Origin of the sequence: Saccharothrix deserti (assembly GCF_009769385.1) — a bacterium.
GTDB lineage: Bacteria > Actinomycetota > Actinomycetes > Mycobacteriales > Pseudonocardiaceae > Actinosynnema > Actinosynnema deserti.
The window spans coordinates 1-23,610 of the sequence record NZ_VKAB01000055.1 but is presented as its reverse complement, the minus strand read 5'-3'; the positions used below and the strand labels follow the sequence as shown (position 1 = coordinate 23,610).

Annotated in this window: 25 protein-coding genes and 2 pseudogenes; 10 read left to right on the top strand and 17 right to left on the bottom strand. The window is 69.4% G+C overall.

What is annotated here, in order from left to right; all coding sequences use genetic code 11:
• Nucleotides 1-280: 280 nt before the first annotated feature.
• The 5 genes from FM051_RS45165 (at nt 281) to FM051_RS45145 (ending at nt 7,372) form a co-directional block, all read left to right on the top strand.
• The gene (locus tag FM051_RS45165) at nt 281-2,431 is read left to right on the top strand and encodes an AfsR/SARP family transcriptional regulator (RefSeq protein ID WP_338019535.1); all 2,151 of its coding nucleotides are present in this window, start codon (nt 281-283) and stop codon (nt 2,429-2,431) included.
• Nucleotides 2,415-3,005 carry an NADPH-dependent FMN reductase gene (ssuE, locus tag FM051_RS45160; protein WP_274383885.1) on the top strand — a complete coding sequence of 197 codons (591 nt, stop codon included), beginning with the start codon at nt 2,415-2,417 and terminating at the stop codon, nt 3,003-3,005. Before FM051_RS45165 ends, ssuE begins: the two co-directional genes overlap by 17 nt.
• Nucleotides 2,998-5,319, top strand: a complete 2,322-nt coding sequence (locus FM051_RS45155; RefSeq protein WP_158853286.1) for a M28 family peptidase — start codon at nt 2,998-3,000, stop codon at nt 5,317-5,319. The genes ssuE and FM051_RS45155 overlap by 8 nt, the downstream gene beginning before the upstream one ends.
• Nucleotides 5,316-6,743 (top strand): aldehyde dehydrogenase family protein, encoded by a 1,428-nt coding sequence (locus FM051_RS45150; protein WP_238413132.1) that lies wholly within the window; start codon nt 5,316-5,318, stop codon nt 6,741-6,743. The genes FM051_RS45155 and FM051_RS45150 overlap by 4 nt, the downstream gene beginning before the upstream one ends.
• A 107-nt stretch (nt 6,744-6,850) precedes the next feature.
• The gene (locus FM051_RS45145; RefSeq protein WP_158853284.1) at nt 6,851-7,372 is read left to right on the top strand and encodes a hypothetical protein; all 522 of its coding nucleotides are present in this window, start codon (nt 6,851-6,853) and stop codon (nt 7,370-7,372) included.
• 57 nt (nt 7,373-7,429) lie between these two features.
• Here the strand turns inward: FM051_RS45145 and FM051_RS45140 are convergent, their stop codons facing one another.
• Nucleotides 7,430-7,990 carry a CGNR zinc finger domain-containing protein gene (locus tag FM051_RS45140; RefSeq protein WP_202919389.1) on the bottom strand — a complete coding sequence of 187 codons (561 nt, stop codon included), beginning with the start codon at nt 7,988-7,990 and terminating at the stop codon, nt 7,430-7,432.
• Between the two features lie 96 nt (nt 7,991-8,086).
• On the opposite strand from FM051_RS45140, the gene FM051_RS45135 reads away from it, so the two are divergent.
• Complete coding sequence (locus tag FM051_RS45135) at nt 8,087-8,953, top strand: alpha/beta fold hydrolase (protein ID WP_158853282.1); 867 nt, start codon at nt 8,087-8,089, stop codon at nt 8,951-8,953.
• A 114-nt stretch (nt 8,954-9,067) separates the two neighbouring features.
• Here the strand turns inward: FM051_RS45135 and FM051_RS45130 are convergent, their stop codons facing one another.
• The 4 genes from FM051_RS45130 to FM051_RS45115 form a co-directional block, all read right to left on the bottom strand.
• Nucleotides 9,068-10,150 (bottom strand): hypothetical protein, encoded by a 1,083-nt coding sequence (locus tag FM051_RS45130; protein ID WP_158853280.1) that lies wholly within the window; start codon nt 10,148-10,150, stop codon nt 9,068-9,070.
• Nucleotides 10,151-10,524: 374 nt separating this feature from the next.
• The gene (locus tag FM051_RS45125) at nt 10,525-10,890 is read right to left on the bottom strand and encodes a DUF6092 family protein (RefSeq protein WP_238413131.1); all 366 of its coding nucleotides are present in this window, start codon (nt 10,888-10,890) and stop codon (nt 10,525-10,527) included.
• A complete protein-coding gene (locus tag FM051_RS45120; RefSeq protein WP_158853278.1) occupies nt 10,874-11,428 on the bottom strand; it encodes a nitroreductase family protein in 555 nt (184 codons plus the stop codon). Before FM051_RS45120 ends, FM051_RS45125 begins: the two co-directional genes overlap by 17 nt.
• A 163-nt stretch (nt 11,429-11,591) precedes the next feature.
• Nucleotides 11,592-11,900, bottom strand: a complete 309-nt coding sequence (locus FM051_RS45115; RefSeq protein ID WP_274383884.1) for a glycoside hydrolase family 6 protein — start codon at nt 11,898-11,900, stop codon at nt 11,592-11,594.
• An 83-nt stretch (nt 11,901-11,983) separates the two neighbouring features.
• On the opposite strand from FM051_RS45115, the gene FM051_RS45110 reads away from it, so the two are divergent.
• Nucleotides 11,984-12,226, top strand: a complete 243-nt coding sequence (locus FM051_RS45110) for a hypothetical protein (RefSeq protein ID WP_158853274.1) — start codon at nt 11,984-11,986, stop codon at nt 12,224-12,226.
• Nucleotides 12,227-12,424: 198 nt separating this feature from the next.
• Here FM051_RS45110 and FM051_RS45105 read toward each other — a convergent pair whose 3' ends face one another.
• From FM051_RS45105 to FM051_RS45070, 8 genes and pseudogenes are all read right to left on the bottom strand, one after another.
• Nucleotides 12,425-13,885, bottom strand: coding sequence for a toll/interleukin-1 receptor domain-containing protein (locus FM051_RS45105; RefSeq protein WP_158853272.1), 1,461 nt, complete (start codon nt 13,883-13,885; stop codon nt 12,425-12,427).
• A gap of 151 nt (nt 13,886-14,036) precedes the next feature.
• Nucleotides 14,037-15,146, bottom strand: coding sequence for a glycoside hydrolase family 53 protein (locus tag FM051_RS45100; protein ID WP_158853270.1), 1,110 nt, complete (start codon nt 15,144-15,146; stop codon nt 14,037-14,039).
• A 227-nt stretch (nt 15,147-15,373) separates the two neighbouring features.
• The gene (locus FM051_RS45095) at nt 15,374-15,694 is read right to left on the bottom strand and encodes a zinc-ribbon domain-containing protein (RefSeq protein WP_238413130.1); all 321 of its coding nucleotides are present in this window, start codon (nt 15,692-15,694) and stop codon (nt 15,374-15,376) included.
• A 41-nt stretch (nt 15,695-15,735) separates the two neighbouring features.
• A pseudogene (locus tag FM051_RS45090) lies at nt 15,736-15,876 on the bottom strand (class I SAM-dependent methyltransferase); the annotation flags it as partial.
• Between the two features lie 451 nt (nt 15,877-16,327).
• Nucleotides 16,328-17,266, bottom strand: a complete 939-nt coding sequence (locus tag FM051_RS45085; protein ID WP_158853268.1) for an SGNH/GDSL hydrolase family protein — start codon at nt 17,264-17,266, stop codon at nt 16,328-16,330.
• A gap of 238 nt (nt 17,267-17,504) precedes the next feature.
• On the bottom strand, nt 17,505-17,687 hold the full coding sequence (locus tag FM051_RS45080; protein ID WP_158853266.1) for a hypothetical protein: 183 nt from the start codon (nt 17,685-17,687) through the stop codon (nt 17,505-17,507).
• 116 nt (nt 17,688-17,803) lie between these two features.
• A complete protein-coding gene (locus FM051_RS45075) occupies nt 17,804-18,235 on the bottom strand; it encodes a GrpB family protein (protein WP_238413129.1) in 432 nt (143 codons plus the stop codon).
• Between the two features lie 127 nt (nt 18,236-18,362).
• Nucleotides 18,363-19,244: a hypothetical protein gene (locus FM051_RS45070; RefSeq protein WP_158853262.1), complete on the bottom strand. Its 882-nt coding sequence runs from the start codon at nt 19,242-19,244 to the stop codon at nt 18,363-18,365.
• A gap of 148 nt (nt 19,245-19,392) precedes the next feature.
• Here FM051_RS45070 and FM051_RS52615 point away from each other — a divergent pair.
• Nucleotides 19,393-19,568: pseudogene (locus FM051_RS52615) on the top strand (carboxymuconolactone decarboxylase family protein); the annotation flags it as partial.
• 143 nt (nt 19,569-19,711) lie between these two features.
• Here FM051_RS52615 and FM051_RS45060 read toward each other — a convergent pair.
• The gene (locus tag FM051_RS45060; protein ID WP_158853260.1) at nt 19,712-20,182 is read right to left on the bottom strand and encodes a ribonuclease domain-containing protein; all 471 of its coding nucleotides are present in this window, start codon (nt 20,180-20,182) and stop codon (nt 19,712-19,714) included.
• Nucleotides 20,183-20,683: 501 nt separating this feature from the next.
• Nucleotides 20,684-20,872 (bottom strand): DUF5999 family protein, encoded by a 189-nt coding sequence (locus FM051_RS45055; RefSeq protein ID WP_158853258.1) that lies wholly within the window; start codon nt 20,870-20,872, stop codon nt 20,684-20,686.
• A gap of 459 nt (nt 20,873-21,331) precedes the next feature.
• On the opposite strand from FM051_RS45055, the gene FM051_RS45050 reads away from it, so the two are divergent.
• Nucleotides 21,332-21,706, top strand: a complete 375-nt coding sequence (locus FM051_RS45050) for a hypothetical protein (protein ID WP_158853256.1) — start codon at nt 21,332-21,334, stop codon at nt 21,704-21,706.
• Complete coding sequence (locus FM051_RS45045; protein ID WP_158853254.1) at nt 21,703-22,866, top strand: sensor histidine kinase; 1,164 nt, start codon at nt 21,703-21,705, stop codon at nt 22,864-22,866. The genes FM051_RS45050 and FM051_RS45045 overlap by 4 nt, the downstream gene beginning before the upstream one ends.
• Before the next feature lie 165 nt (nt 22,867-23,031).
• Here FM051_RS45045 and FM051_RS51085 read toward each other — a convergent pair whose 3' ends face one another.
• Both FM051_RS51085 and FM051_RS54255 read right to left on the bottom strand, forming a co-directional pair.
• Nucleotides 23,032-23,352, bottom strand: a complete 321-nt coding sequence (locus tag FM051_RS51085) for an aldehyde dehydrogenase family protein (protein ID WP_202919388.1) — start codon at nt 23,350-23,352, stop codon at nt 23,032-23,034.
• 118 nt (nt 23,353-23,470) lie between these two features.
• Nucleotides 23,471-23,610, bottom strand: a 140-nt coding sequence (locus FM051_RS54255) for an IS3 family transposase (RefSeq protein WP_158853252.1), incomplete at its 5' end; no start/stop codon positions are given.

Here is a 23,610-nt window from a genome sequence, read left to right as displayed (position 1 = left end):
TGGCAACACGGCGACCAGTCCGGTGGGGCAACCACCTGGGGTGGTCCTGGTTGGGCCGCCGTGGCGCTTCGCCCACCGCCGGCCTGTCGCCGCGGAAATCCTCGCTTAATGGCTCCCCTTTGTCTGTCGTAAATATCGGGCAGGGCTCTGTCGGAGGGCGGAATATCGTCGTGGACCGAAGGGGTGATCCTGTTCTCGGCCGTTGCCGGGAGGTTGGTGCTGTGGTTGACTCGGGCGAAGATAAAACGTGCGGAAGTCGTACTGCGAACGAGTGCTGGTGATGCGGGCTGCGTCGGGGTGGCCGACGCTTACCGACTTGGGGGCGGCAGTGGTTCTTGATGGTGTGAATATGACTGAAGGAGACGGTAGGATCGTTTTCAGAATTCTTGGTCCATTAAGTGTCACGGTCGGGCGTAAGCAGGTTCGAATCGGTAAGAACCGTCAGCTGACCATTTTGGCGCTGCTGCTGATCAACGTCGGCAAGTTGGTCCCGGTGGGCAGGCTCATCGACGCGGTGTGGGGCAGCACCCCGCCGGCGACGGTCGAGAAGCAGATCCAGACGTGCGTGTGGCGCCTGCGCCGGGCCTTCGAGAAGGCGGGCGCACCCGAGAACGTCATCGAGACCGGGCAGGGCGGTTACCGCCTGCACCTCGCGGGTGGGGTGCTCGACGCCCAGCTGTTCGAGGAGCACGTCCGACGCGGACGCACGCGGGCGGAGGCCGGCGACCTCTCCGGCGCCATCGCGGACTACCTCGACGCGCTGTCGCTGTTCCAGGGCGCGCCGCTGGCCGAACTCAACAGCGGGCCCATCCAGGCGGTGGCGGCGCACTGGGAGGAGCGGCGGCTGGCGGTCCTGGAGGAGCGGCTCGACATCAGGCTGGCGATGGGGCAGCACGCCGAACTCGTCAGCGAGTTGAAGATGCTCGTCGCCGAGTACCCGCTCCGGGAGCAGCTGCGCGCTCAACTGATGACCGCGCTGTACCTGTCGCACCGGCGCGCCGACGCACTGTCGGTGTACCGCGCCGGCCGCGCGATAATGATCAACAACCTGGGCCTGGAACCCGGCGCACGGCTCCAGGACCTGCACCGGCGGATCATCGCCGGCACGCCCGTGCCGTCGACACCGCACCAGCGGGGTCGGCGGGTGGCGAAGTGCCCGGCCCAACTCCCGCTCGACGTCGGCGACTTCACCGGCCGCGCGGACGAACTCGACTGGCTCACCGGCCTGTGGACCAAGGAGCCCACCAGGCCGCAGGTGGTTTCGCTCGTCGGGCGCACCGGCGCGGGCAAGACCGCGCTCGCGTTGCACGCCGCGCATCGGGTGCGGGACCGGTTTCCCGACGGCCAGCTCTACGCCAACCTGCGCGGCTGCACATCGTCCCCGACGCCCCCGATGGAAGTCCTGCAGTCCTTCCTGCACGCGCTGGGCGTGTCCGATCAGCGGATCTCCGACGACCTCACCGGGCGCGCCGCCCAGTTCCGCAGCGCCATCGCCGGCCGGGTGATGCTCATCGTGCTGGACGACGCGCCGAACGCCGCGGCGGTGGAGCCGCTGCTGCCGGGCGGCAAGGACGCCGCGGTGCTGGTCACCGGTCAGACCAGCATGATGGAGCTGCCCGGTGTGGTGAGTCGGCGGCTCGACGGCCTGGAGACCGACGACGCGGTGCGGCTGCTCGCCAAGGTCATCGGCGCGGAGCGGGTCGAGCGGGAGCGGCACGCCGCTCGTGCCATCGCGGAACTCAGCGGAAGGCTGCCACTCGCCCTCCGCGCGGCCGGCGCGCGGCTGCACGCCCGCCCACAGCTGCGCCTGGACCGGTTCGTCGAGCGGCTCGCCGACGAGCACCGGCGCATCGCCGAGCTGTCCTACGGGTCGCTCGACCTGGCCGCACGGCTCGACGCGGCGGCCGACCGCCTGCCGCCGTCCACCCGGTCGCTGTGGTTGATGCTGAGCCTGCCCGAGCTGTCCCACATCCCCGCGTGGGTCGCCGCCGCGGCGGGCGACCTCCCCGACAGCGAGGCGCAGCGCCTGCTCGACCTCCTGGTCGACCACCAGGCGCTGGACATCACGGGCGAGGACGTCGGCGGCGGTGCCTGCTACGTCTTCCACCCCCTGGTCCGCATCCACGCCCGGCGACTCGCCCACGCCGAACTCGACCACGAGACCAGGTCGCGCACGATGGCGCGACTGGTGGAGGTCGGACTGGGGCTCCAGGACTTCGCGACGGGCGTGTTGGAGAACCGGATCCCCGCGCAGACGACTTCCGAAGTGGGTGCCCGCGTCGGCCGTTCCATGCTGCGTGACGTGGCCAACCAGCCCCTGGCCTGGCTCGACCAGGAGCGCTCGAACATCGCCGCCCTGGTGCAGGCCGGGCGGACGGGGTGGACGCGATCGAGCGAAGACCAGGTTGGCCGCCGTGTCCAGAGCGCCTGAACCGGGTCCGGTCCTCGTGCTCTCCGCCAGTCCGCACCCGGGCTCCCGACCGGACTGGCTCGGTGAACACGTGGCCGGGGTCCTGGCCGACCGCAGCTGTGACGCCCGGCACCTGCGGGTGCGCGACCTGCCTCCGGAGGCGCTCATCCGCGCCGACCCCGGTGATCCGGACCTGTCGGCGGCCCGTGCCGCGGTCGAGTCGGCGGACGGCTTGGTGCTGATCACGCCCATCTACCGGGCGGCGTACTCGGGGCTGTTGAAGGTCTTCCTGGACGTGCTGCCCCGGCACGCGCTGGCAGGCAAGACCGTGCTGCCGCTGGCCACGGGCGGGAGCCCGGCCCACGTGCTGGCGCTGGACTACGCACTGCGCCCGGTCGCCCAAGCCATGGGCGCGCGGCACGTCGTGCGCGGGCACTTCGTGCACGACGACGAACTGCCCAGGCACGAAGGTCGCATCGAGCCCGGCGCTCGGACCGAGGACGCCGTCGGGACCGCCGTGTCGGCGTTCCACAGCGCACTGGTGCAAGGTGCGCAGCCGCTGCCGGTGGCGCAACCGTGGAACGTCGGTGTCTGACCGGGTGGTCACGCGGTGGCCGGTCCGCCTCGCGGTGTTGTTGTTGGGCACCGCGTCCCTGGCACTGACGTTGTGGACCGCACGGCCACCGGCCGCCGTGCCCGCGGACGCGCCGGTGGACCGGTTCTCCGCCTCGCGAGCCGTGGAGCACCTGACCACGATCGCCGCCCGGCCGCGGCCCACGGGGGCCGCGGCGCACGCCGACACCCGGCAGTACCTGGTGGACCGCCTGACCGCGCTGGGAGTGGAGACGCGGGTCCACACCGGGGCGGCGGTCAACCTCCTCGGTCCCGCCGAGCTGGGTGGTCAGGCGCGGTACGCCGGCGCCGACCTGCGCACGGTCGTGGGCCGGGTGCCCGGCACGGCGAGCACCCGGCCGGTCGCCCTGATCACGCACTACGACTCGGTCGCCGCAGGTCCGGGCGCGAACGACGCGGGTGTGCCCACCTCCGTGCTGCTGGAAACGGCACGGGCGGTGATGGCGGGTCCGCGACCGCGCAACGACCTGCTGTTCGTGTTCACCGACGCGGAGGAAATCGGTCTGCTCGGCGCCAAGGCGCTCGTCGAGGACCCCGGCGGGCTGCCGGACTCCGCGCTGGTGCTGAACTTCGAGGCGCGCGGCAGCAGTGGGCCGACGCTGATGTTCGAGACCGGCGCGGATGCGGCGTGGCTGGTCGACCTGCTCGCCGAGCACGGTGTGCGTCCGCAGACCAGTTCCCTGTTCGGGGAGGCGTACCGGTACCTGCCGAACCTGACCGACTTCACCGTGTTCAAAGCGGCGGGCCACCAGGGGATGAACTTCGCGTACCTGGAGGGGTACACCCACTACCACGGTCCACACGACACGATCGCGAACGTCGACCCGGACACGGTGCAGCACCAGGGCGAGTACGCCCTGGGCCTGGCCCGCGCACTCGGCGGGATCGATCTCACCGCGACGCCCGCCGGAGACGCGGTGCACTTCACCGCCCTGTGGTGGGTGGTGTCCTACCCGGACCACCTGGCGTTGCCGTTGGCGCTGGCGGTGACGGCACTGTGCGCGGGTCTGCTGGTCGTGGCACGACGACGCGGTGAGGTGTCGTTGCGCCGGATCGGTGGCGGTGCGCTCGTGGCCCTGGCGCACCCGATCGTCGTCGGCGGGATCGCCTGGATCGCCGCTCCCGTCGTGGCGAGCAGACATTCCGAGTTGGCCGACTACGGCGACATCCCGGGCAACCGGTTGGCGTTGACGGCCTTCGCGCTGCTCGCGTTGGCGCTGAGCGCGGCGCTGGCGCTACTGGTGCGCCGATGGGTCGACCTGCGACACCAGATGATCGGCGCGGCGGTGTTGTGGACGTTGTCGGCGTCCCTTGCCGCGGCCGTGGTGCCGGGGGTCAGCTACGTGTTCACGTGGCCCGCGCTCGGCGCGCTGGCGGCGTGGTCGGTGCTCAGGTCGGCGCCCGGCCCGGTCGGTCAGGTCCTCGCGGCGGCACTGGTCGTGGTACCGGTCGTGGTGATCGTGGTGCCGCTGGTGGGACTGCTGTCCAGCGCCCTCGGCGTCGCCCTGATCGCCGTCGCCGTCGCGGTGCTGGCGCTGGCGTTCACCTTGCTGCCGCAGGTCGGCTCGCTCCTGGTGCCACGCGGGCAGCGCATCGTCACCCGCGTGGCCGCGCTGGCGGCCGTCGTCGTGGCGTTCGTGGCGTCCATCCCGGCGGGGGAGCCGCCCGCGCACCGGGCAGTCGCCTCGTACTTCCTCGACACCACGACGGGAACCGCGGCCTGGCTGTCGACCGAACCGGGTGGCGTGCCGTCACCGGACGACGCGGAGACCACCGCCGCGGCTGACCTGTGGCCTGCCTGGACGGCTCCCGTCCAGCGCGCGCCCGCCGCGGTGCTGTCACTGCCGCCGCCGACCGTGGAGGTGGTGTCCGAACCGGGTGGCCGCATCCGGATCACCACGGCGTCGGCGCGCGGTGCCACGGAACTCGCCTTCGTGGTGACCGGTGCCCGGGTGCGCGGTTACGAGGTGGAAGGGGCGGTGCCCGGCGGCTTGAGCCTCATCTCCGACGAGCCGCGTTCGGGGCCGTGGGAGCTGTGGGTTCGCGGTGTGCCGTCGACCGGCGTCACCGTCGAGCTCGACGTCGAACCGGAATCGGGCGAACCGACCGTCCAGGTCGCGGACCGGACCGGGGGACTGCCCGACGCGGTGGCGTGGCGCTCCGGCGGCGCGGCCCCGCCTGCCATCGGAGAAACGCTGTTGGACAACGCGACGTTCGTGAGTGCCCGCCGGTCGTTGCCGGTCGGCGGGACGGGACTGCTGGGAGGTGAGCGGTGATCCGGGTGGGGAACGTGGTCGCGGGCCGGCGCGACGAGTCCGCGTCCGAGTGGACCGGACTGGTCGACCCGTGCACCGGTGAGACCGTCGGCCACGCGCCTGACTCATCGCCGGAAGAGGTCGCCCGAGCCGCGGTCGCCGCACGGGCGGCCACCGCACCCTGGCGTGATGCCACCCCGGGGCAGCGGCAGCGCGCTCTGCTGCGCCTGGCCGATGTGCTGGAGGACGAGTCGGACCGGTTCGTCGAGGCCGAGGTGATGACCACCGGCAAGCCGATCGGGACCACCCGCGACGAAGAGGTCCTGGCCGCCGCCGACCACCTCCGGTTCTTCGCCGGGCTCGCTCGTTCGCTCGACGGGATCGGCGCCGCCGAGTACCTGTCCGGCTGCACGTCCTACGTGCGGCGGGAGCCGATCGGGATCACCGGGCACCTGCTGCCGTCGAACTACCCGTTGCTGATGGCCGTCTGGCACGCGGCACCGAGCCTGGCGATGGGCAACGCGGCGATCCTCAAACCGGCGCCACCCACCCCGTCGACCGCCTCCCTGCTGGCCGAAGCGGCGGCGGAGTTCCTCCCGGCGGGCACCCTGTCGGTCGTCTGCGGCGGAGCGGCGACCGGCCGTGCGCTCATCGACCACGTCGACGCGGTGGCGCTCACCGGCAGCACACGCGCCGGTGCGGAGGTCGCGCGCGCGGCGGCCGACTCGATCACCAGAGTCCACCTCGAACTGGGCGGCAACGCCCCGGCCGTGGTGTTCGCCGACGTCGACCCGGTCGCCACCGCGGTCGGCCTCGCCGAGGCCGCCTTCTTCAACGCGGGCCAGGACTGCACGGCGGTGACCAGGGTGCTCGTCGAGGAGCCGATCGCCGCCGAGCTGACCGAAGCGCTCGCCGCCCAAGCCGCCGCGACGGTCGTCGGGCCACCGGCGCGCGCGGACGCTTTCTGCGGTCCACTCACCACCCGCGCGCATTTCGAGCGGGTGCTCGCGGTGCTGGAACGCCTGCCGGAGCGCGTGCGCGTGCTGGCGGGTGGCAAGAGGGTGGGCGATGCGGGCCACTTCCTCGCGCCGACCGTCCTCACCGGTGTCGAACAGCGGGACGAGGCCGTCACCGAGGAACTCTTCGCCCCGGTGGTGACGGTGCAACCGTTCACCACCGAGCGGGAAGCGCTGATCCTGGCCAACGGTGTGCCCCAGGCGCTGGCCGCCAGCGTGTGGACGGCGGACCACGACCGCGCCCACCTGTTCACCAGGGCGCTGGACGCTGGCTGCGTCTGGGTCAACACCCACATGCGCTTCACCCCGGAGATGCCTCACGGTGGCTTCAAGTCTTCGGGCTACGGCAAGGACCTGTCCCGCTACGCCTTGGACGAGTACACCCGCGTCAAGCACGTGATGCACCACTTCGGTGGTCCGCTCGCCTGAAGGCAGCGCAAGAGTGGGCAGTGCGCGTGATCGGCGGATCGGGGTGTGCGCTCCGGCAGGGGTCGGTAGCCTCCCCGTGCCGGGGATGTCAAGGGTGGGGTGCTGCGGTGGTGGATGGGCAGCAGCGGCTGCAGGCGATGATGCGCTCGTTCCAGGAGCAGGCGGCCATGTCCCGGTCGCACGTGGCGTTGCAGCACGAGATCCTGGACGCGATCCGGATGGCCACGCAGAACGCCGCGCAGCAGCTCGACGCCCAGCGACCCGACCAGGCGGCCGTCCGCTGGGCGGACCTGTTCACCGCCGGCCGCGACGAGTGTCGGCTCCTGCTGACCAACCGGCGGCTCGCGCTGGTCGTGGAAGGCGAACTGACCAGGCCCGCCGCGCCCGTGTCGGGCGGCCTGCTCGGCCGCGTCCGGTCTCCGGGCCAGTCGCAGTCGCAGCCCGACGTCCCACCGCTGGTGACCTGGTGGGAAGCCCCGGTCGGCACAGCCCGGTTCCTGGCCGTGCCACTCGGGCGGCAGGTCCAGCCGGAGTGGTTCGTGCGGGTGGAGTTCTCCGACGGCTCGGCGTTCGAGTTCCGCGATGCCCAAGCCGAACAGTCGGTCCGCACCGCGTACGCCAACCTCTGAACTGCGCCGGCTCAGCTCTTGTTCACCACCTGATCCGGCAATCGGTCATCCACCCGCTCAGGCGTGCGTGCGGGAGTGGTGGCGGCGCGCCTTGAACCGGTTCCCGCACACGCTCATAGAGCACCACTGCCGCTTGCCGGTCCGCGACGTGTCGTGGAAGTGCAGCGTGCAGTCGGGGTTGGCGCACTTGCGGACCCGGTCCGGCGTGGTGCTCTCCAACGCCAGGTAGTCGCGCAGGCATGCCCACGCTGCCCGCCACGCCGGGTCGGGCACGTCCTCCTCTTCGGCCGGTCCGTCGACGGTCAACCGCAGGCGCAGGCGTCCGTGGTCCAGCAGCGTGTCCAGAGTGGACGGTTCCAGGTCGCCTGCCACGACGGCGGCGAGCGCGGAGCGCGCGTCGAGGAGGTGTCGGCGCACCACGTCGACCGGTGCCCCGGTGTCCAGGGAGCGGTCGACGAGCCAGGCGGAGGTCAGGTCGTCGTGGTCGAGCAGGTCGTAAGGGGTGGTCCCGGTCAGCCAGCGGGTGTCGAGCAGGTCGACGGCGAGCGGCTGGTCGGTGAGCGGGCGCGGCGGCCACCCGCGGGCGCGCAGCGCGGCTGCCAGCTCGTCGTCGGACACCGACTCTCCTAACCGTTCAGGACTACTTGACAGGTTAGCACGTTCTGTGATCCGCTATACCTAACCGTTCTCACGGCTTTGAAGGGTTAGGTTCTCATGGTCACGTACCACCACCTCGACGTCGACGGGCAGCGCGTCTTCTACCGCGAAGCGGGCCACGCCGATGCGCCCGTGCTCGTGCTGCTGCACGGCTTCCCGACCAGCTCGCACATGTTCCGCGAGCTCATCCCGGCACTGGCCGACCGCTACCGGCTGATCGCCCCGGACCACATCGGGTTCGGGGAGAGCGCGGCCCCGTCGGTCGACGAGTTCGACTACACCTTCGACCGGCTCACCGACATCACCCTGGGCCTGCTCGACAAGCTCGGCGTGCGCAGACACGCGCTCTACATCCAGGACTACGGCGCACCGATCGGGCTGAAGATCGCGTCCCGGCACCCCGAACGTGTCTCGGCGATCATCACCCAGTCCGGCAACGCCTACACCGAAGGCTTCACCCCGTTCTGGGAACCCCTGTTCGCCTACGCCACCGACCCCGGCCCGCACACCGAACCCGCGGTGCGCGCCCTGCTCGCCTCCGAGGCCACGCGCTGGCAGTACACCCACGGCGTCAAGGACCCCAGCCGCGTCAGCCCCGACACCTGGAGCCACGACCAGGCGCTGCTCGACCGGCCCGGCAACGCAGAGATCCAGCTGGCCCTGTTCCGCGACTACAAGAACAACATCGACGCCTACCCCGCGTTCCACGAGTACTTCCGCGCGTCGCAGGTGCCCCTGCTCGCGGTGTGGGGCCGCCACGACGAGATCTTCGGGCCCGCGGGCGCGGAAGCGTACCGGCGCGACCTGCCCGACGCCGAGATCCACCTCCTCGACACCGGCCACTTCGCACTGGAGGACCACCTGGACACCATCGCCGGCTACATCCGCGGCTTCCTGGGCCGGGTCCTGCCGCATGACGACTGAGCCGACCGCGACGAGCAGCTGAGGCTGGAACGGGCCGTGGCCGCCATTGACAGCCCCGCGTACTTGTGGCTCAGCGCGGTGAAGTGCGATGGCGCGGTGAGAGGTTGCCGGCTCTCACGCGTACAGGTGGTCGATCAAGTCGAAGAGGTCGACGGTGGAGCCTGACTCGTCGGCCACGTACCGGCCGGGGTCGAGGAGGTAGGGGGTGGTCGGCTGACCTTGGGAATCGACGTTCAGGAGGCGCTCGGCGGCGTAGATGCCCAGCACCGGTAGCTGTCCGGGAGGTCCCACTTCGTCCATGACCCGCTGGGCGTGCTCGCGGCGGGGGAATTCCTCGTAGCTGTCGACCGTGATGGCCAGGTTCTTTCCGTCGTCCTGGTGAATCGCGACACTGCGCAGGATCTCCACGGTGTAGCTCGCGTCGTTGAGCTCGGTCGAGGTCGTCGGCGATTCCAGCCGCAGCAGCAGGTCCCACACCGGGTCGCCGCTGCCCGCGAGCAGGTCCACCAGGTCCTCGTGACGCGGTGGCACACCCTTCGACACGGACTCCCTGATGGGCTCGGCGAGCAGGTCCAATCCGGGAGCGGGACACACCACGGTGGTGGAACGGTCACCGCAGGCGGTGGCGAGTTGGGCCTGCACGCGATCGTGGAACAGCCGGCTGATGCGGGTGTGGCGGGCATCGACCAGGTCGAACCACTCCAATGCCAGTTCGCCGGTGGCCAGTCCTCGCCGGAAGGCGTCGAGCAGGTAGCCGTAGTACTGCACACGCGGAATGTCGATCACCACGGTCAAGGGCAGGTCCGCGGGCAGTGCGGTAGCCACATCTGCGATCGCGCGGGGAAGGTGAGCCAGGCTGGTGTGCTCGTAGAGCGAAAGCTGGTCGTCCGTCGTGATGCGGGTGAGCCGAGACGTCGGGCCTTCGGCCAAGTGGCGCAGCAAGGACGGGTTGTCGCCGTTTTCGTCCCAGAACCGCAACGCCCCCTCGCTGAACAGGCACATGCCGGAGTGGACGGACACGGTGTCGGCGTCGTTCAGCGTGTCGGGCAGGTTCTTGGCGCCTCGCAGGTGCACGTAGTGCTTGTCCTTCCCGAAGCGGGCCTCCACGAACACGTCTGTGGTCTTGAACTTGCCGGTTCGGATGGCCAGTGCACGGACTCCGGGCTCCGGGCTCCCCGCGCCGAAGAAGGTTCCCATTCCAGCTGCCCGCTTCGCCGCTCGCGAAACGGCACGTGGAACGGCGGGTCTCGCAGCAGGTGATTCTTCTCTTGTCGCAAGGGGGATGCACTGCACGCCGTCCACCCCGGGAACCCGGCGTTCGGCCTCGTCGTCGGCCACGGCGTGGCGGCGGAGCACGGGGCGGCCGCCGGGCTCCTCCCCGTGGTGCACTGCGAAGATCACGGCCGCAGCGTCGGCGGACTGCTCGACGGTCGCGGTTCCGTCATGACGGGTGGACTCGACCCCGGTGCGCATGTCTCGGCGAGCCATGACTACCTCCAGTTGGTCTCGGATTCTCTACGTCACGTGGCACGGCCTGTGGGAAGCACTTCTGCCCCGGTTGTCGTACGGCCTCAGGGAGAAGAGTCCGCCGGAGTCGACCTGCTTTGGAAGGTGATGGGGCAGTCGGGCGCCGAGCACACCTCGGCCAGGTCGCCGCACAGTGCGTCCAGAGTGGACGCCAGTTCCACCGGATCGCTCGGGTTCATCGGCGCGTAGAGCAATTCCTCCACCTGTGCGCGAACCGCGGACAGGCGCGGATCCTCGGCCCAGTGCTCCTCCAGCAACTGCAAGGCTCGGCGTGCGCCGTCCATGCAACGACTGGGAGAATATTCAGGCGGCTCGTCCAGCAATCCCCTGGCGGAACTCAACAGATAGCAGGCCAACAGGAAAATTCCTTCTTCGAGCGGCACGTGTGTCGAGTCATTCCCAGGATTCATGACGCAGCACCTCGCGCCTGCCCCTTCGGCGAGTGGGTTCGGATTTCCCGGCTGGGCACCCCGCAGGCACCACGAGCACCGGTTCGAGATGAGCGGGCAATCCGGTCAGCATGCGCACGGGGTTGGGGCGAAAACTGGTGACCGGACACCCGCCGAGCCCCAGCGCATGCGCCGCGAGCAGGAAGTTCTGCACTGCCATGGCGATGCACATGCTTCCTGAACGCCTCGTCACTTCGTCAGTCGCTCTGGACGTGTCGAAACAAGCGATGAGGAGGAGCGACGGCACACCGAGTATCCCAGGACAGAACGCCCTGATGTGCCGCAACCTCACCGGGTCGCGCACAACGACAAACGCCCAAGCCTGCTTGTTCCCGCCAGAGGGCGCGGCCAGCATCGCCTTCAGCATCTCTTCCAGGAGATCATCGTCGATCGACTCCGCGGCGAAGTTCCGGACGACACTTCGAGTCGTGATCAGACGCAAAAATCCCGCGGCCACCGGTGGCAGTGCGGGACTGCCGCGAGGGGAGCTTTCAGCCATGGGCTGCGGGTACCACCGCAGTCAAGCTGCCATACCGCCGCCTGACGAATATTGTGTCATTCACCCTTCCGGTGAAAACTTTCACCCGAAGGGTGACACGCAAGATCGTGTTCGACGGGGAAAGGCTGAAGCTGCCGGTCGAGATCGTTTTGTTGAGCCGAGACTATTCGGTTTCCTGCATGATCCCGTAGCGGGCGTGGAAGTAGCCACGGCCGGCCGTCGGGCGCTGGGAGCCGCCCCAGCCGTTGCGAGAGGTGTCGATCAGCATGCCGGTGTTCGACGGGAACCCGGCGCTGATCAACTGCGTCCGGAACGCCTGGGCGAACGACAGTTCGTCCACGTAGTGGTTCCAGTCGACCCACTTCGACTGGCGCACGGAAGTTCCGTTCACGGTGTCGTTGATGGTGAAGTGCTCTTCTTTGAGGACACCGAAGTTCGCCGTGTTCGCGATGAACCCGGTGACGTTGTTCACCGTGCTGCCCGAGGCGCCGGCAGTTCCGCGGGCTGACCGCGACCCATGGTGCCCGGCTGCACGCGGCCGGCACGATCGTCGGCATGGACCGGCCACCGCAGTACGTGTCCGTCAACGCGGTCAACACGAGGACCGGCGACTGGGCGGCGCCCGACGGCAGGGTCACCTCCGCCGGTGTCTACACCCTGTCCGGTCTCAACACCCAGGCGATCAGGATCTCGTTCGTCGCCACCAGAGCCACCCACGACCCGGCGTGGCACCCGGACCCGGTGTCGGTCGTGGCCGGAAGCACCAGGAACCTGGACCTGCACGTGCCCACGTCCTGACGGCGGACCGACCGCGCCGCCCACACGGCTCCCGCCACCGGTGACTGCGGCTCCCCGCCGTCGCCGGTGGCGAATCCCCGTCACGCAGTGAAGGCGGAGTGACTGCACAAGCCTCCGACCCGTGCTCCCCACGGCGAGGTCGACAACTTGCGGTGACCGATGGACTCCGGTGCCCCGTCCGCGCGCTGCCGCACGTGCCTAGCGGCAGAGCTGGTGGAATGGCGCGTCCGGGATCAGGCGCTCCCACTCGGCTCGGGTGAGCGTGCGATTCACCATGGCGCACAACGACTTCTCGACGTCCGCCGCGTAACCGACGTCCCACAGGCGCACGGCCATGTCCTCGCCTCCGGTCGCGAGCCACCTGCCGTCCGGGCTGAACCGGACACTGCGAACCGGCCCGCGGTGCGCCAGGAACGACTCGCTGACCTGGGTGCGGGTCGCGATGTCCCACAGCCGCACGGAGTTGTCGCCGCTGCCACTCGCGAGCACGGTGCCGTTCGGGCTGAACGCCACGGAGTACACCGGCCCGGTGTGGCCGCGCAGCGGTTCGCCGAGTTGGGTGCGGGACGCCGTGTCCCACAGCCGGATCGTGCCGTCATCCCCGCTGCTGACCAGCGTCGCGCCGTCCGGGCTGAACGCGAGCACCGGGCCGATCATGCCCTGGGGGTCCGGAGTGTGTGCGGCCAGCGGCGGGCCGATCTGCTGGTACGTCTTCGTGTCCCAGAACCTGACCTTGCCGTCAGTGTCGGCTGCGGCAATGGCCCTGCCGTCGAGCGCGTAGGCCACCGAAACGACCGGCGCGCTGTTCACGGAGAGCGCGGCGACGCCAGGGCGTGCGGCCGCCCGCAGCATGCCCGCCTTCGCCTGCGGGGTCGGGCTGATCCGCCACGCGGCGACGCTGAGCAGCTTCGCCACCGCCGGGTCGTGGTCGCCGAGTTCCGCCCCACGGGCCGCGAGCTCGCGGGACAACGCCTGGTCGCGCTGCCGGTTCGACTCGGTGAGCTGCTGCCACGTCACGCCCGCGAGCATGGTCACCGCTACCAGCAGCACCACCAGCGCAGAGGTGCCGAACCGCCTGGTGCGCACCGCGGATCGGTGCAGCCGCTGGTCCTCCCCGTCCAGGAAGTCCTTCGGCAGGCCACGAACGGGCGCCGCGAGCGTCGCCACGTCGGAGCGGAACCTGTCGTTGCGCAACGACAGGTGGTTCACCTCGCGGGTCCAGCCCAGGTTGACCCACTGTGGTTCGGCCCGGAAGTAACCGCTGAGCTGCCGCGGCAGCGCGGTGGTCCGCGTCCAGTCGAAGTCGTTCGCCTCGTCGTCCCACACGATCGTGCCGCTGGTGAGCGCGATCAGGAACGTCTCCGGCTCACGTTCGGCCTGCCAGTACTCGACTTCCTGGCGCACCCAGCTCGATGCCGCGGACTGTTCGGAGGCGAGCAGCACGAACCACCGCGAGTCGACCAACGCGTCCCGGATCGCGCCGGCGAGGTCGCTCGACGCGGGCAGGTTGCTGAGGTCGCGGCAGACGCGCAGCACCCGTGCCTGGTACCAGGCCCTGGCCAGTCGGTGCAGCCCCCGTTGCAGCGCATGGGCAAGCTGCCGGTCGGCCGCAAAACTGTAGGACAGGAACGCGTCGAAACGTCGCTCAGTGACAGACACGGTGCACAATGTAGCGGTCAGTGCTGGGGCCGACCGCGCGTTCCCGATCGGCCTGTCCACGGTGTCGACCACGAATACGTCGCGGTGGGATTGCGTGTCTGTCCGACGCCTGGGGCGGGACCGGTGTCGTGGCGGTCCCGCCCCAGGTCGGTTACGGGACCCAGCGGACGTTCGGGTTGATCTGGCCGGTCCAGTTGAAGATCGCCATGTTGTCCCAGCCGTTGCCGCTGCCGTTGATGTCGGCCGGGTCCCAGCCGTTGCCGGGGACCGCGTACCAGGTGGGTTCCCAGTAGAAGACGCCGATGGCGCCCGCGTTGCGCGCGGTGTTCTGCACGTGGGTGAAGTTCGTGGCCTGGCCCGCCCAGGTCAGCGGGTAGCCCGAGCAGCCGGTGTTGATGGAGTTGCTGGTGCCGTCCGCGTTCTGCGTGGTGAAGGGGTATGCCGTCTCCGCGAGCACCACGTCCTTGCCGTACCGGGAGCGCATGTCGACGATGACGTTGTAGAGGTTGGACAGCGTGCCGTGCCACATGCAGTAGTACGACAGCGCTGTGATGTCCCAGGCGACGCCCTTCGACCTGATCCCGTCGTAGAACCAGCGGGCGTGGTCGAGGCTGTCGGCGTTCGCCGTGTGGATCATGACCCTGGTGCCGCTGTTGCACGCCTTGGTGGCGTTGTAGCCGGCCTTCAGCAGGAGGCTGAGGTTGGTGAAGTCGTTGTTGACGACCTTGCCGTCGTTCCACAGCATCCCGACGTTGATCTCGTTGCCGATCTGGACGCTGTCCGGCGTGGTGCCCTGGGACTTGAGGCTGTTGCACACGTCGTAGGTGTAGTTGTAGACGTCGGTCTGCAGCTGGCTGATGCCGTGGCTCGACCAGGCCGCCGGTTTGTACTGCTTGCCGGGGTCCGCCCACGTGTCGGAGTAGTGGAAGTCGATCAGCAGCTTGAGGCCCTTGGCCTTCACGGTCTTGGCGTACGCCAGCACCTTCGACTTGTTGTTGTAGCCGCTTCTCGGGTTGTTCCAGACGCGCAGGCGGACGTAGTTGACGCCCGCGCCCTTGAGGATGTCGAGCGGGTCCCGGGCGGTGCCGGACGCGTCGTAGTACTTCGCGCCCAGGTCGAGGGAGCGCTGCGCCGTCGAGACGTCGGCCCCGAGCATGCTCAGGGACGTCGCCGCGGACACGGTCGGGGTGAGCGTTGTGCAGGGGAGCGCGACGGTCGCCAGGACGAGGGCGACCTTGGTCGCCCGGCCGGGTCCGGACATTCGATCTCCTTTGATCGAGGTGTGCGGTGCCCACGTGGCGGAAGCGGGCTCTGCTGTGAACGTGCACAACATGAAACCGCAGATCTGTAGCGGGTTCAAGATCTCATTGACGGCCTTGACTGGGAGCGTGCACAAGAGGTTCGCCCCTGATGAACCTGGCACCGGTTGGCGTCACCGGTGCCACGCGCACGCGGGGCTGTGTTTCAGGGGTGATCGTGGACTGGTGGTCACGTACGGGGCGGGTACTGGTGTTGCTGGTGCACGCCGTGTCCCTGGGATGACCGGGGCTGTCCACTCGCCTGTTGGAGCAGTTGCGTCGCCTGATCCTTGGACAGGCGGTTGGTGACGCCGCAGAAGGTGCACTGCGTGGTGTACTTGATCTTGATCGGGAACAGCGGGATGAAGAACAGCGTGAACTTCGTGACCGACTTGTGCAGGGGGTGCGCCGCCGGGTTGCCGCACCTGGGGCACAGCAACGTCAGCATCGTCAGGACGAAGACCTTGGTCCGAAAGCCGAAGATCACCACGTTCGTCACACTCCCCGTCAACTCGTCCTGCTTACAGGGTCGCACAGAGCCGGGCGGGCGGCGGGTACGGCGCTGAGCGGCACCGGGCCCACCTCGAACCGCAGGCCGGGGTGGTCGCGCCGGGCCACGTCGATCATCCCCGGGGAGAGGTCGATGCCGAAGGCGTCGATACCGAGCTCGTGCAGGTGGGCGGTGACGTATCCGCGGACCGCAATGCAGGGGCGCACATCATGCCGCTGACCGTCGGACAACTCAAAGCAGCACCGCGACACGACAGCACACGTTCACCGTCCGCAAGTCTCATCGTCCAACGTGGACATCCACGGCGCGGATGACTCTCCGTCACCCGAACCCTGCCGTCCACTGCCGACGAACGCCGCACGGAAACGCTTGCGGGGGCAGCATGAGTCCGAGTGGGATACTCATGTTCCGTCATTCGACCACATTCGACCGCATTCGACTTCGAATGGCTTTCGAACGGCGTGTGTCGTTCTGTGCGGTCGCGCTCGCGGGGCGTCCTGTCCGATTCGGGTAGGTCCACTGGCCAAGCGAGGACATGACAACGCCCGGGCTCCCGATGTGGGAACCCGGGCGGACTGTCAGCCGGTCACCGTGATGATCCAGCCGTAGAAGTGAACGGTCCTGGTGTAGATGTCAGGCGAGCTGTGCCTCCGCCCCGAAGTGGAGGCGGCGCGCGACGAGGCCGGCCAGCGTGGCCTGGCCCGTCTTGTTCAGGTGCAGGACCGCTTCCTGCCCCTCCTGGCCGGGGGCGAGCGCGTCGAAGCCGCGGTAGTAGGGCTCGGTCGACTCGCACAGCGAATGCCCGGCGAATGCGGGGTCGAGGTCGACCGAGTTGATGTACGGGCTGACGAACGTGACACCGGCCTGTCGCGCGGTCCGGCGTAGCGTCAGGTCGAGCGCGCGGCTCACCTGATTACCGTCGATCCTCTCCTGGCTGGTGAAGTACGCCGGCCCGCAGATGGGGTCGAGCGGGACGTCCGCAGCGTTCTCGCCCGCGGTGAGCTGGCTGCCGTAACCGGTCAGCACGATCCGTGCCCGCGGGCTGCGGGCCTTGATGTCGCTCAGCAGAGTGGCCACGTTCTGGCCCATGGCCGGCAGCTTGGCGAGCTCGTCCTGCGTGGCCGCGCCGCTGCAGTCGCTCGCGATGCACAACCCGCCGTAGGCAGCGAAGTCGATGTCGTTGGTGCCGATGCTCAGGAACACCAGGCCGGTGTCCGAGCGAAGCGCGTCCAGCTGCGGCGGCGCGCCCTTGAACTCCCGGCGCAGGTCGCTGGTCGCCGCGCCACTGCAGGTGGCGTTCGTGAACGTCACCTGCCGCCCGGCGGCCCGCAGTCCCGCGACGAGGGTTTCGGAGTACGAGTTGGCGCTGCGCCAGCAACCGTTCGTGACACCGGTGCCGTCCAGGTAGTCACCGGCACCGGTGCCCGAGCCGTAGGAGTCGCCCAGGGCGACGACGTTGAGCGTGGGTGCCGTTTCGGCCTGTGCCGAAGCGGCACCGAGGACGATCCCCGACACTGCCAGCGCCGCAGCCACCGCGGAAGCCGCGGCCGACTTGACGAAGTTGCAACGCACGAAAGAACCCCCAGATTAAGTTGGTGGACCTCCGTTGATCATGGCACGTTCGCTGACACCGTGCGGAGGTGTCATCGCCGGTTCCCGGTGGTCGCAACGCGGTCGGGTCTTGCCGGTCAGGCTGCGTCGGCTGCGTCGACGTCACGGGAGTTGAACGCATCCACGTGCCTGCGCATCACACCGGCGGCATCCAGTTCGAACATGCCGATCATTATCCACAAAGGACTCATGGCGTGGTTCACACTCCGGCGAACAGCGGGGTGAGGGCGGCTACCAGCTCGGTCACCAGCGGGGCGACCTGGGCGTAACCGGTGGAGCGGTCGTGCTCGGTCAGCACGACCACGACGTAGCGGTGGTCGACCACGCCGGTGGTGCTGAGCACCCGCAGACCGTCGTAGCAGCACGACCAGCCCTGCTTCACGCCCCACTGGTGCGGACTGACCCATCGGCGTCCCGCGAGAACGCCGGACGCGGAGACCAGCCGTTGACCCCGGCCTCCCGGCTCTCACGCCTCCCGACTCCCACGCCTGCCGCTCGTCAACGAGGGAGGTCGGAGTGATCGTGCTTCCCCAGGACGCTCGCCACGAACTCCGCTTTGCCTTCCGTGTACGCCTCACGGTCGTGTCCGCGCTGCTCCGCCAGCCGACGTTTCAGGTCCTCGTACCTCTGCGCGAGCCGGCCGTCGCGGCGTAGCGCGTCCCGAAATCCGATCTGCTCGGCCCATCGCGGGTGCCCGGCCTGGATCAGGTGCAAATGCGCCTCGCGTCGCTGTCCCGAAGCGTCCGGCTTGACGAAGAAGCGCCGCCACGGTCGGCAATCCAGTTCCGGGGGCACATAGCACCAGCCGTCCGCAACAAGTCGCTCCGACGCCTGATCGACCACGACGTCCAGGCCGGCCACGGAGGCCATCAGGTCGACGATCGGCTTGGCGGCAAGCCCGGGGACAGCCGTCGACCCGATGTGCTCCACTCCATGCTCATCAGGCCACACTAACGAGACTGGACGACAGTCAGAGGTCATCGGAACGGCGAGAGCGGCTGATCCACCACCGGCTCAGGCTCCGCAACCGTCGACGCCGAGGTGCGGCACTTTCGCGTCAGGCGGGCGAGAGGCTCAGGACCGCCTTCCCGTCGCCCACGGCCACGGCTTTGACCTCGAGGCCGTTCATGATCGTGGACCGGCCGGTGTCCAGCGGCGACGTCATCGCCCCGCCTTCGAGCTTCGCGCCGATCTGCATCACGCCGCCGGTGATGCTCCGCACCCGAATCAGGGTGAACCCGTACCACCGAGGCGCTGGGACCACGGCCGAGGGAGATACCAGCACCTCGCACGTCCCGTCCTCGCAGGCGGCCAGGTTCTCGCCGTCCCTGGCCGCGGGCAGGGCGACCGGCGCGGCCGAAGGCGTGCCCTGGTCCTTCGCGGGGCGGCAGTTCTCGGCCTTCTCGTGCGCCTGGGCGACGGTGCCGTCCGCGGCCATCAGCGCGGCCAGGTCGAGCCCCTCCGGCTTGAGCGTCTTGAGCGCGGAGGAGGTCTCGGCGACGAACCCGCGCAACGCGTCCTCGGCGGCGTCGTGCCGGCTCGTGTACCCGTCGACCTTGGCGCCCAACCGCTCGGCCGCCTTGGCGTAGGAGCCGATCAGCTCCACCCCGCGCGGGAACGCCTCCGGGGTCAGGGTGGTGGTCTGGTACCTCACGTCGTCCAGCGCGGTGTCCACCGAGCTCAGGTACGAGTCCAGGTCCATCGAGACGAACTCGTCACGCAGGTCCGGCGGCGGCTCCGGGGGAGTGGTGAACACCCCGGTCGCCTGGCAGAACCGGTTCAGCCACTCCACCTGATCAGGGGTGGGTGGCGGAGCCGGGGTGCTCGGCGCGGACGAGGGCGGGCCGGCCGGTGACGCCGCTGTCCCGCCCGGAGCCCCACAACCGGCGAGGCTGCACAGGACCAGGGCCGCGGCGCCGAGCCGCACGTCTTTCCGCATGCCCTCTTCCTACTTGCCGGAGCGGAGAGGTGGCCCGCATCTGGCAGGTACAGGACTCCGGATCGCCCGGTTCGTCCTCGGACTTCTTGGGCAGACGCCCGCGAGACCGCATCGGGCGCGCGTCCGGACCGCCGTCATGTTCCTCCGCCGGCTCGCCGACGCCCACCACGGCGTGTCCGACGAGAGGTGGGCCCGGGTGCGCAAGCACTACGACGACGACCAGATCGCCGCGCTGGTCTCCCTGGTCGCCCAGATCAACGCGGCCAACCGGCTCAGCGTGATCGTGCGCCTCCAGGGGGTTCCTACGAGCCCGGCATGTTCGCCGGCACGTCACCGCGACCTGGCTCGGCCCGGACGGCAACCGTCCGGCGTGACGTGTGTCAGCGGCATGGACACCGTCCGATCCACCGGGAGTTCCCCTGTCTCCTCGCCAAAACCCTCACCCCGCCCCGGTCCGGAACGAGCGCTCAGGCTCTGGCGCAATTTGTGTAATTGCCCAATCGCTCGAAGGTCCTGTAGTGGTCCGCGGTGTAGGAGATGCAAGCCGGTTCACCCATCGGCCTGTCCTGGAATCCGGCGACTATTCGTTTCGTTCCGAGGTCGGGGTCGGTCTGTGTTTTGTGGCAGATCACGTCGTACTCGTAGAACTTGCCGTATTTGTCCTTGAGCTGGCTCCTCCGGTCCATGAACTCGCCGTTCGTGCGGCACCACATGCCGCCGATCAGGTACCAGCGCTCGGCGTCGACAGGCGCCTTCGGCCAGCCCTTCCCCCTCCACCGGTTCACGGCTTTGACGTACTCGTCGTCGGTCGTGGTCACCGACCCGGTGGACGAGGTGGTGGCCGGTGCAGCGCCTGCTGGGACGGGACACAGCAGGCCCGTCACGGCGACAGCTCCGATGACGCACAGTCGTCGGAAGGGGATGCGTTTGCTGGACACAGGTGCTCCTGTCAACATCATCGACATGAATACCGCACGGTCTCCGGGACAGTATTCCGACGGGCAGTGTGGAAAAGGAACGCCTGCAACTCGATGGAGTGCCGGAATCAACTCCCGCGGGTGAGTCTTGTCGAGCTCGCATCACAGTCGTGGCCGGCATGGTCAGTGTGATGTGGCTGCACCACGCGCACGGCCTGCCGTTGCTCGGAAACCATGGCCAATGACGGCAAGCCGGGCAACGCGGTCACGGGTTGCGCGCGTCGACGTCCTCGGGCTGGAGCGGAAAAGGCAAAAGAAAACGGGACGGGCGGCGCGTGAGTGGCATGAGGGGATGTCACTCGCGCGCCGCCTGTCCCGTCGGGGACCCGGTGCACTGCGTCGTCCAGGCAAGACGTCGAGTAGGGGAAACCACCGGGTACGCGGAGGGTGACCGTCGTGGGCACCCTGGGCGGTCGATCGGCGGGCGGTTGGGGTCGCTCGGCGACCGGAATCCTGGGTTGGTCAGGCCGCGACCAGCTCGTAGACGGGGGCGACGACGCGGTGGTCGGACAGCATCAGGCCGCCGTCGTCGAACAGCACCACGCCGTTGCACAGCAGGTACCAGCCCTGTTCGGGGTGCGAGGCGACGATGCGCGCGTTCTGGCCGTTGGCGTCCGTTCCGGACGGGCACGGGGGCTGGTGCTGGCACATGGTTGACGCTCCTGGTGGCCCATCGGTCGATCCCTCAACCAACCTGTATGCGCTGGGTCACATACGACTAGCCTGCGCCTCCCGCGACCCCCGGACATCCGGAGAACTACGTAGCCGACGCGTAAGTCCGTGGGATAGGTACCGAGGCGACGGGAGTCGAACGGTGGTCGTCGCTGGACCGCACGGCGTCACCGGCTGCCACCTGCCGTGCCACCCGCCGTGCCACCCGCCGTGTCACCTGCTGTGTCACCTGCTGTGTCACCCGTCGGGATGTCACCGGTTCGTGGTAACACCTGCCGGGGATCCCCAAGTTCCACCGCGAGTTGGACGATTGGTCGGCCGCACGCTGCTTTCCTCGTTCCTGGCCCGAATGGACCGACCAAGGGGGTAATCATGTCGGCAGCAGACCTTGCCGTTTCCATCGAGGCTGAAGGTGCGGAGCAGCCGGAGGGAGGTCACGTGGCCTCCGGGTGGCTCGTCGCGCCGGACCGCGTGATGGTGCCCGAGCCGCCGCCGGGTCTGCTCGACGGGAGCCTGGAGGTCGCGGTCCTGCTGGCGTCCGCGGAAGAGGACGAGGTCGAGCGGATCGCGCCGATCGGGGTGAACGCCGTGCGGCTCGCCGGGGCGGAGTTCGCCGTGCTCGACCTGACGTCGGCGTCGCGGCACGCGCCGAACGCGGTGATGCCCGAGCCGGTGGTGCTGGAGGCCGCGATCGCCGCGCACGACGGTGACGTGCGCAAGGCGTTCGAGTCCGCGGGCGCGCTGGCTGTGGTGACCCCGCGAGGCAGGGCCTGCCGGGCCCACAACATAGTCGACCACGGGTGCGGCACATGACGTCGAGCCGTCTCAGATCGGTCGCCGCGGACGTCGCACTCGCCTTGGCGGCGTGCGCGCTGGACATGGTCCTGTTCTCCCACGTCCCGTTGCGGCCGGGGGAACGGCTGTTCTGGTTTGCCGTGGGCTACCTGGGGCTGGTGTTCGTCCTCCTGCTGGCGCGGCGCCGGCACCCGGCGGCGGTGTTCGCCGCGGTGCTGGCGCTGGTCGCGCTGGCCGAGCCGGTGAGCGGCCACCCCTTCCGGGCCGAGATCGTGGTGTACGTGGCGCTGTTCACCGTCGCGGTGCGGTGCCGGGTAGAGGTCGCGGGCGTGGCGCTCGTCGGTGCGCTGCTGTACGGGATTCGGAGTTCGACCCCCGAGTTCGACCCCGCCCAGCCGGAGGAACTGGTGGTGGATCTGGCCGCGGCGGCGTACCTGACCGTGCTGCCGCTGTCGGTGTGGGTGGCGGGCCGGGGAGTGCGGGCCAGCCGTGAGCACGCGCAGGTCCTGGAGGCGCGGCGGGAGTTGGAGGCACGGCAGGCCGTGGTGGAGGAGCGGGGACGGATCGCGCGCGAGCTGCACGACGTGGTCTCGCACGCGGTCACCGTGATGGTGTTGCAGGCCGCCGGCGGGCGACGGGTGCTCGACCGGGACCCCGCGCGTGCCGGGCGCGCGTTCGACACCATCGAGCAGGTGGGGGAGGACGCGATGGGGGAGCTGCGCCGGATGCTGGACGTGCTGCGCACCGACGTGGACACCGCCGAACTGAGGTCCGGTGTGGACGACGTGCCGGGCCTGCTGGACTCGTTCCGCGCGGCGGGGGTCCAGGTGGTGCTGCGCGTGACCGGGGAGCCGCGGGTGGTCGCGCCGAGCGTGGACCTCGCGGTGTACCGGGTGGTGCAGGAAGGCCTGACCAACGTCACCAAGCACGCGGGCGCGGGTGCGTCCGCCGAAGTCCGGATGACGTGGACGGCGGACCGGGTGGAGATCGAGGTCACCGACGACGGCGGGGGCGACGCCGCACCCCGCCGCGGGCTGTCCACCGGACACGGCCTCTCGGGCCTGCGCGAGCGGTGTGCCGCGCTCGGCGGCAACCTGACCACCGGCCAACCACACGGCGGCGGCTTCCGCCTGACCGCCGTGCTGCCGGTGGCGGACCGGCTCGTGGTGTCGGGCTGACCCGTAGCGCGCCGCCGCTCCACCCCGAACCGACTACCACCCTGGCCGCAGGTGTTCTGAGCGTTCAACTCGGGTGTTCTGAACGTTGGACACTCGCGTTCCGAACGTAGGACACACGCGTTCTGAAGGTAGGACACTCGTGTGCTGGGGGTAGGACACACGGGGTTAGAAGGGGTAGTGGCCGGGGGTGGCGGCGATGGTGAGCCAGCGGGTGGTGGTGAAGGCTTCGACGCCCCAGCGGCCGCCGAAGCGGCCGTAGCCGCTGGCCTTCACGCCGCCGAACGGCGCCTGCGGCTCGTCGTCCACGGTCTGGTTGCCGATGTGCACGGTCTGGTTGCCGATGTGCACGATCCCGGTCCGCAGCCGGCGCGCTACGGCCAGGCCACGGCGGGTGTCCTCGGTCAGGACTCCGGCGGTGAGGCCGTACTCGGTGTCGTTGGCGACGGACACCGCCTCGTCGTCGTCGGCCACCGCGATCACGGCCATTGGCCGCGTGCAGCAGGATCTCCTTGGCCAGCAACCCGCCCATGCTGTGGGTGACGAAGCACAACGGCCGTTGCCCGATGTCCCGGTTGTCAAGTACCGGGTTTGATGGAGGGTGTGATTACCCGCTCGGTGCCGAGACGGGTGCGGTTGTGTGGTGATGGTTGGTCTCGTGTTCCACAGGCGGGATCAGACCGAGTTCCCCGTGTAGCCGGCGGTGGTTGTACCAGTCGATGTACTCGGCGACCGCGAGCTCGAGGT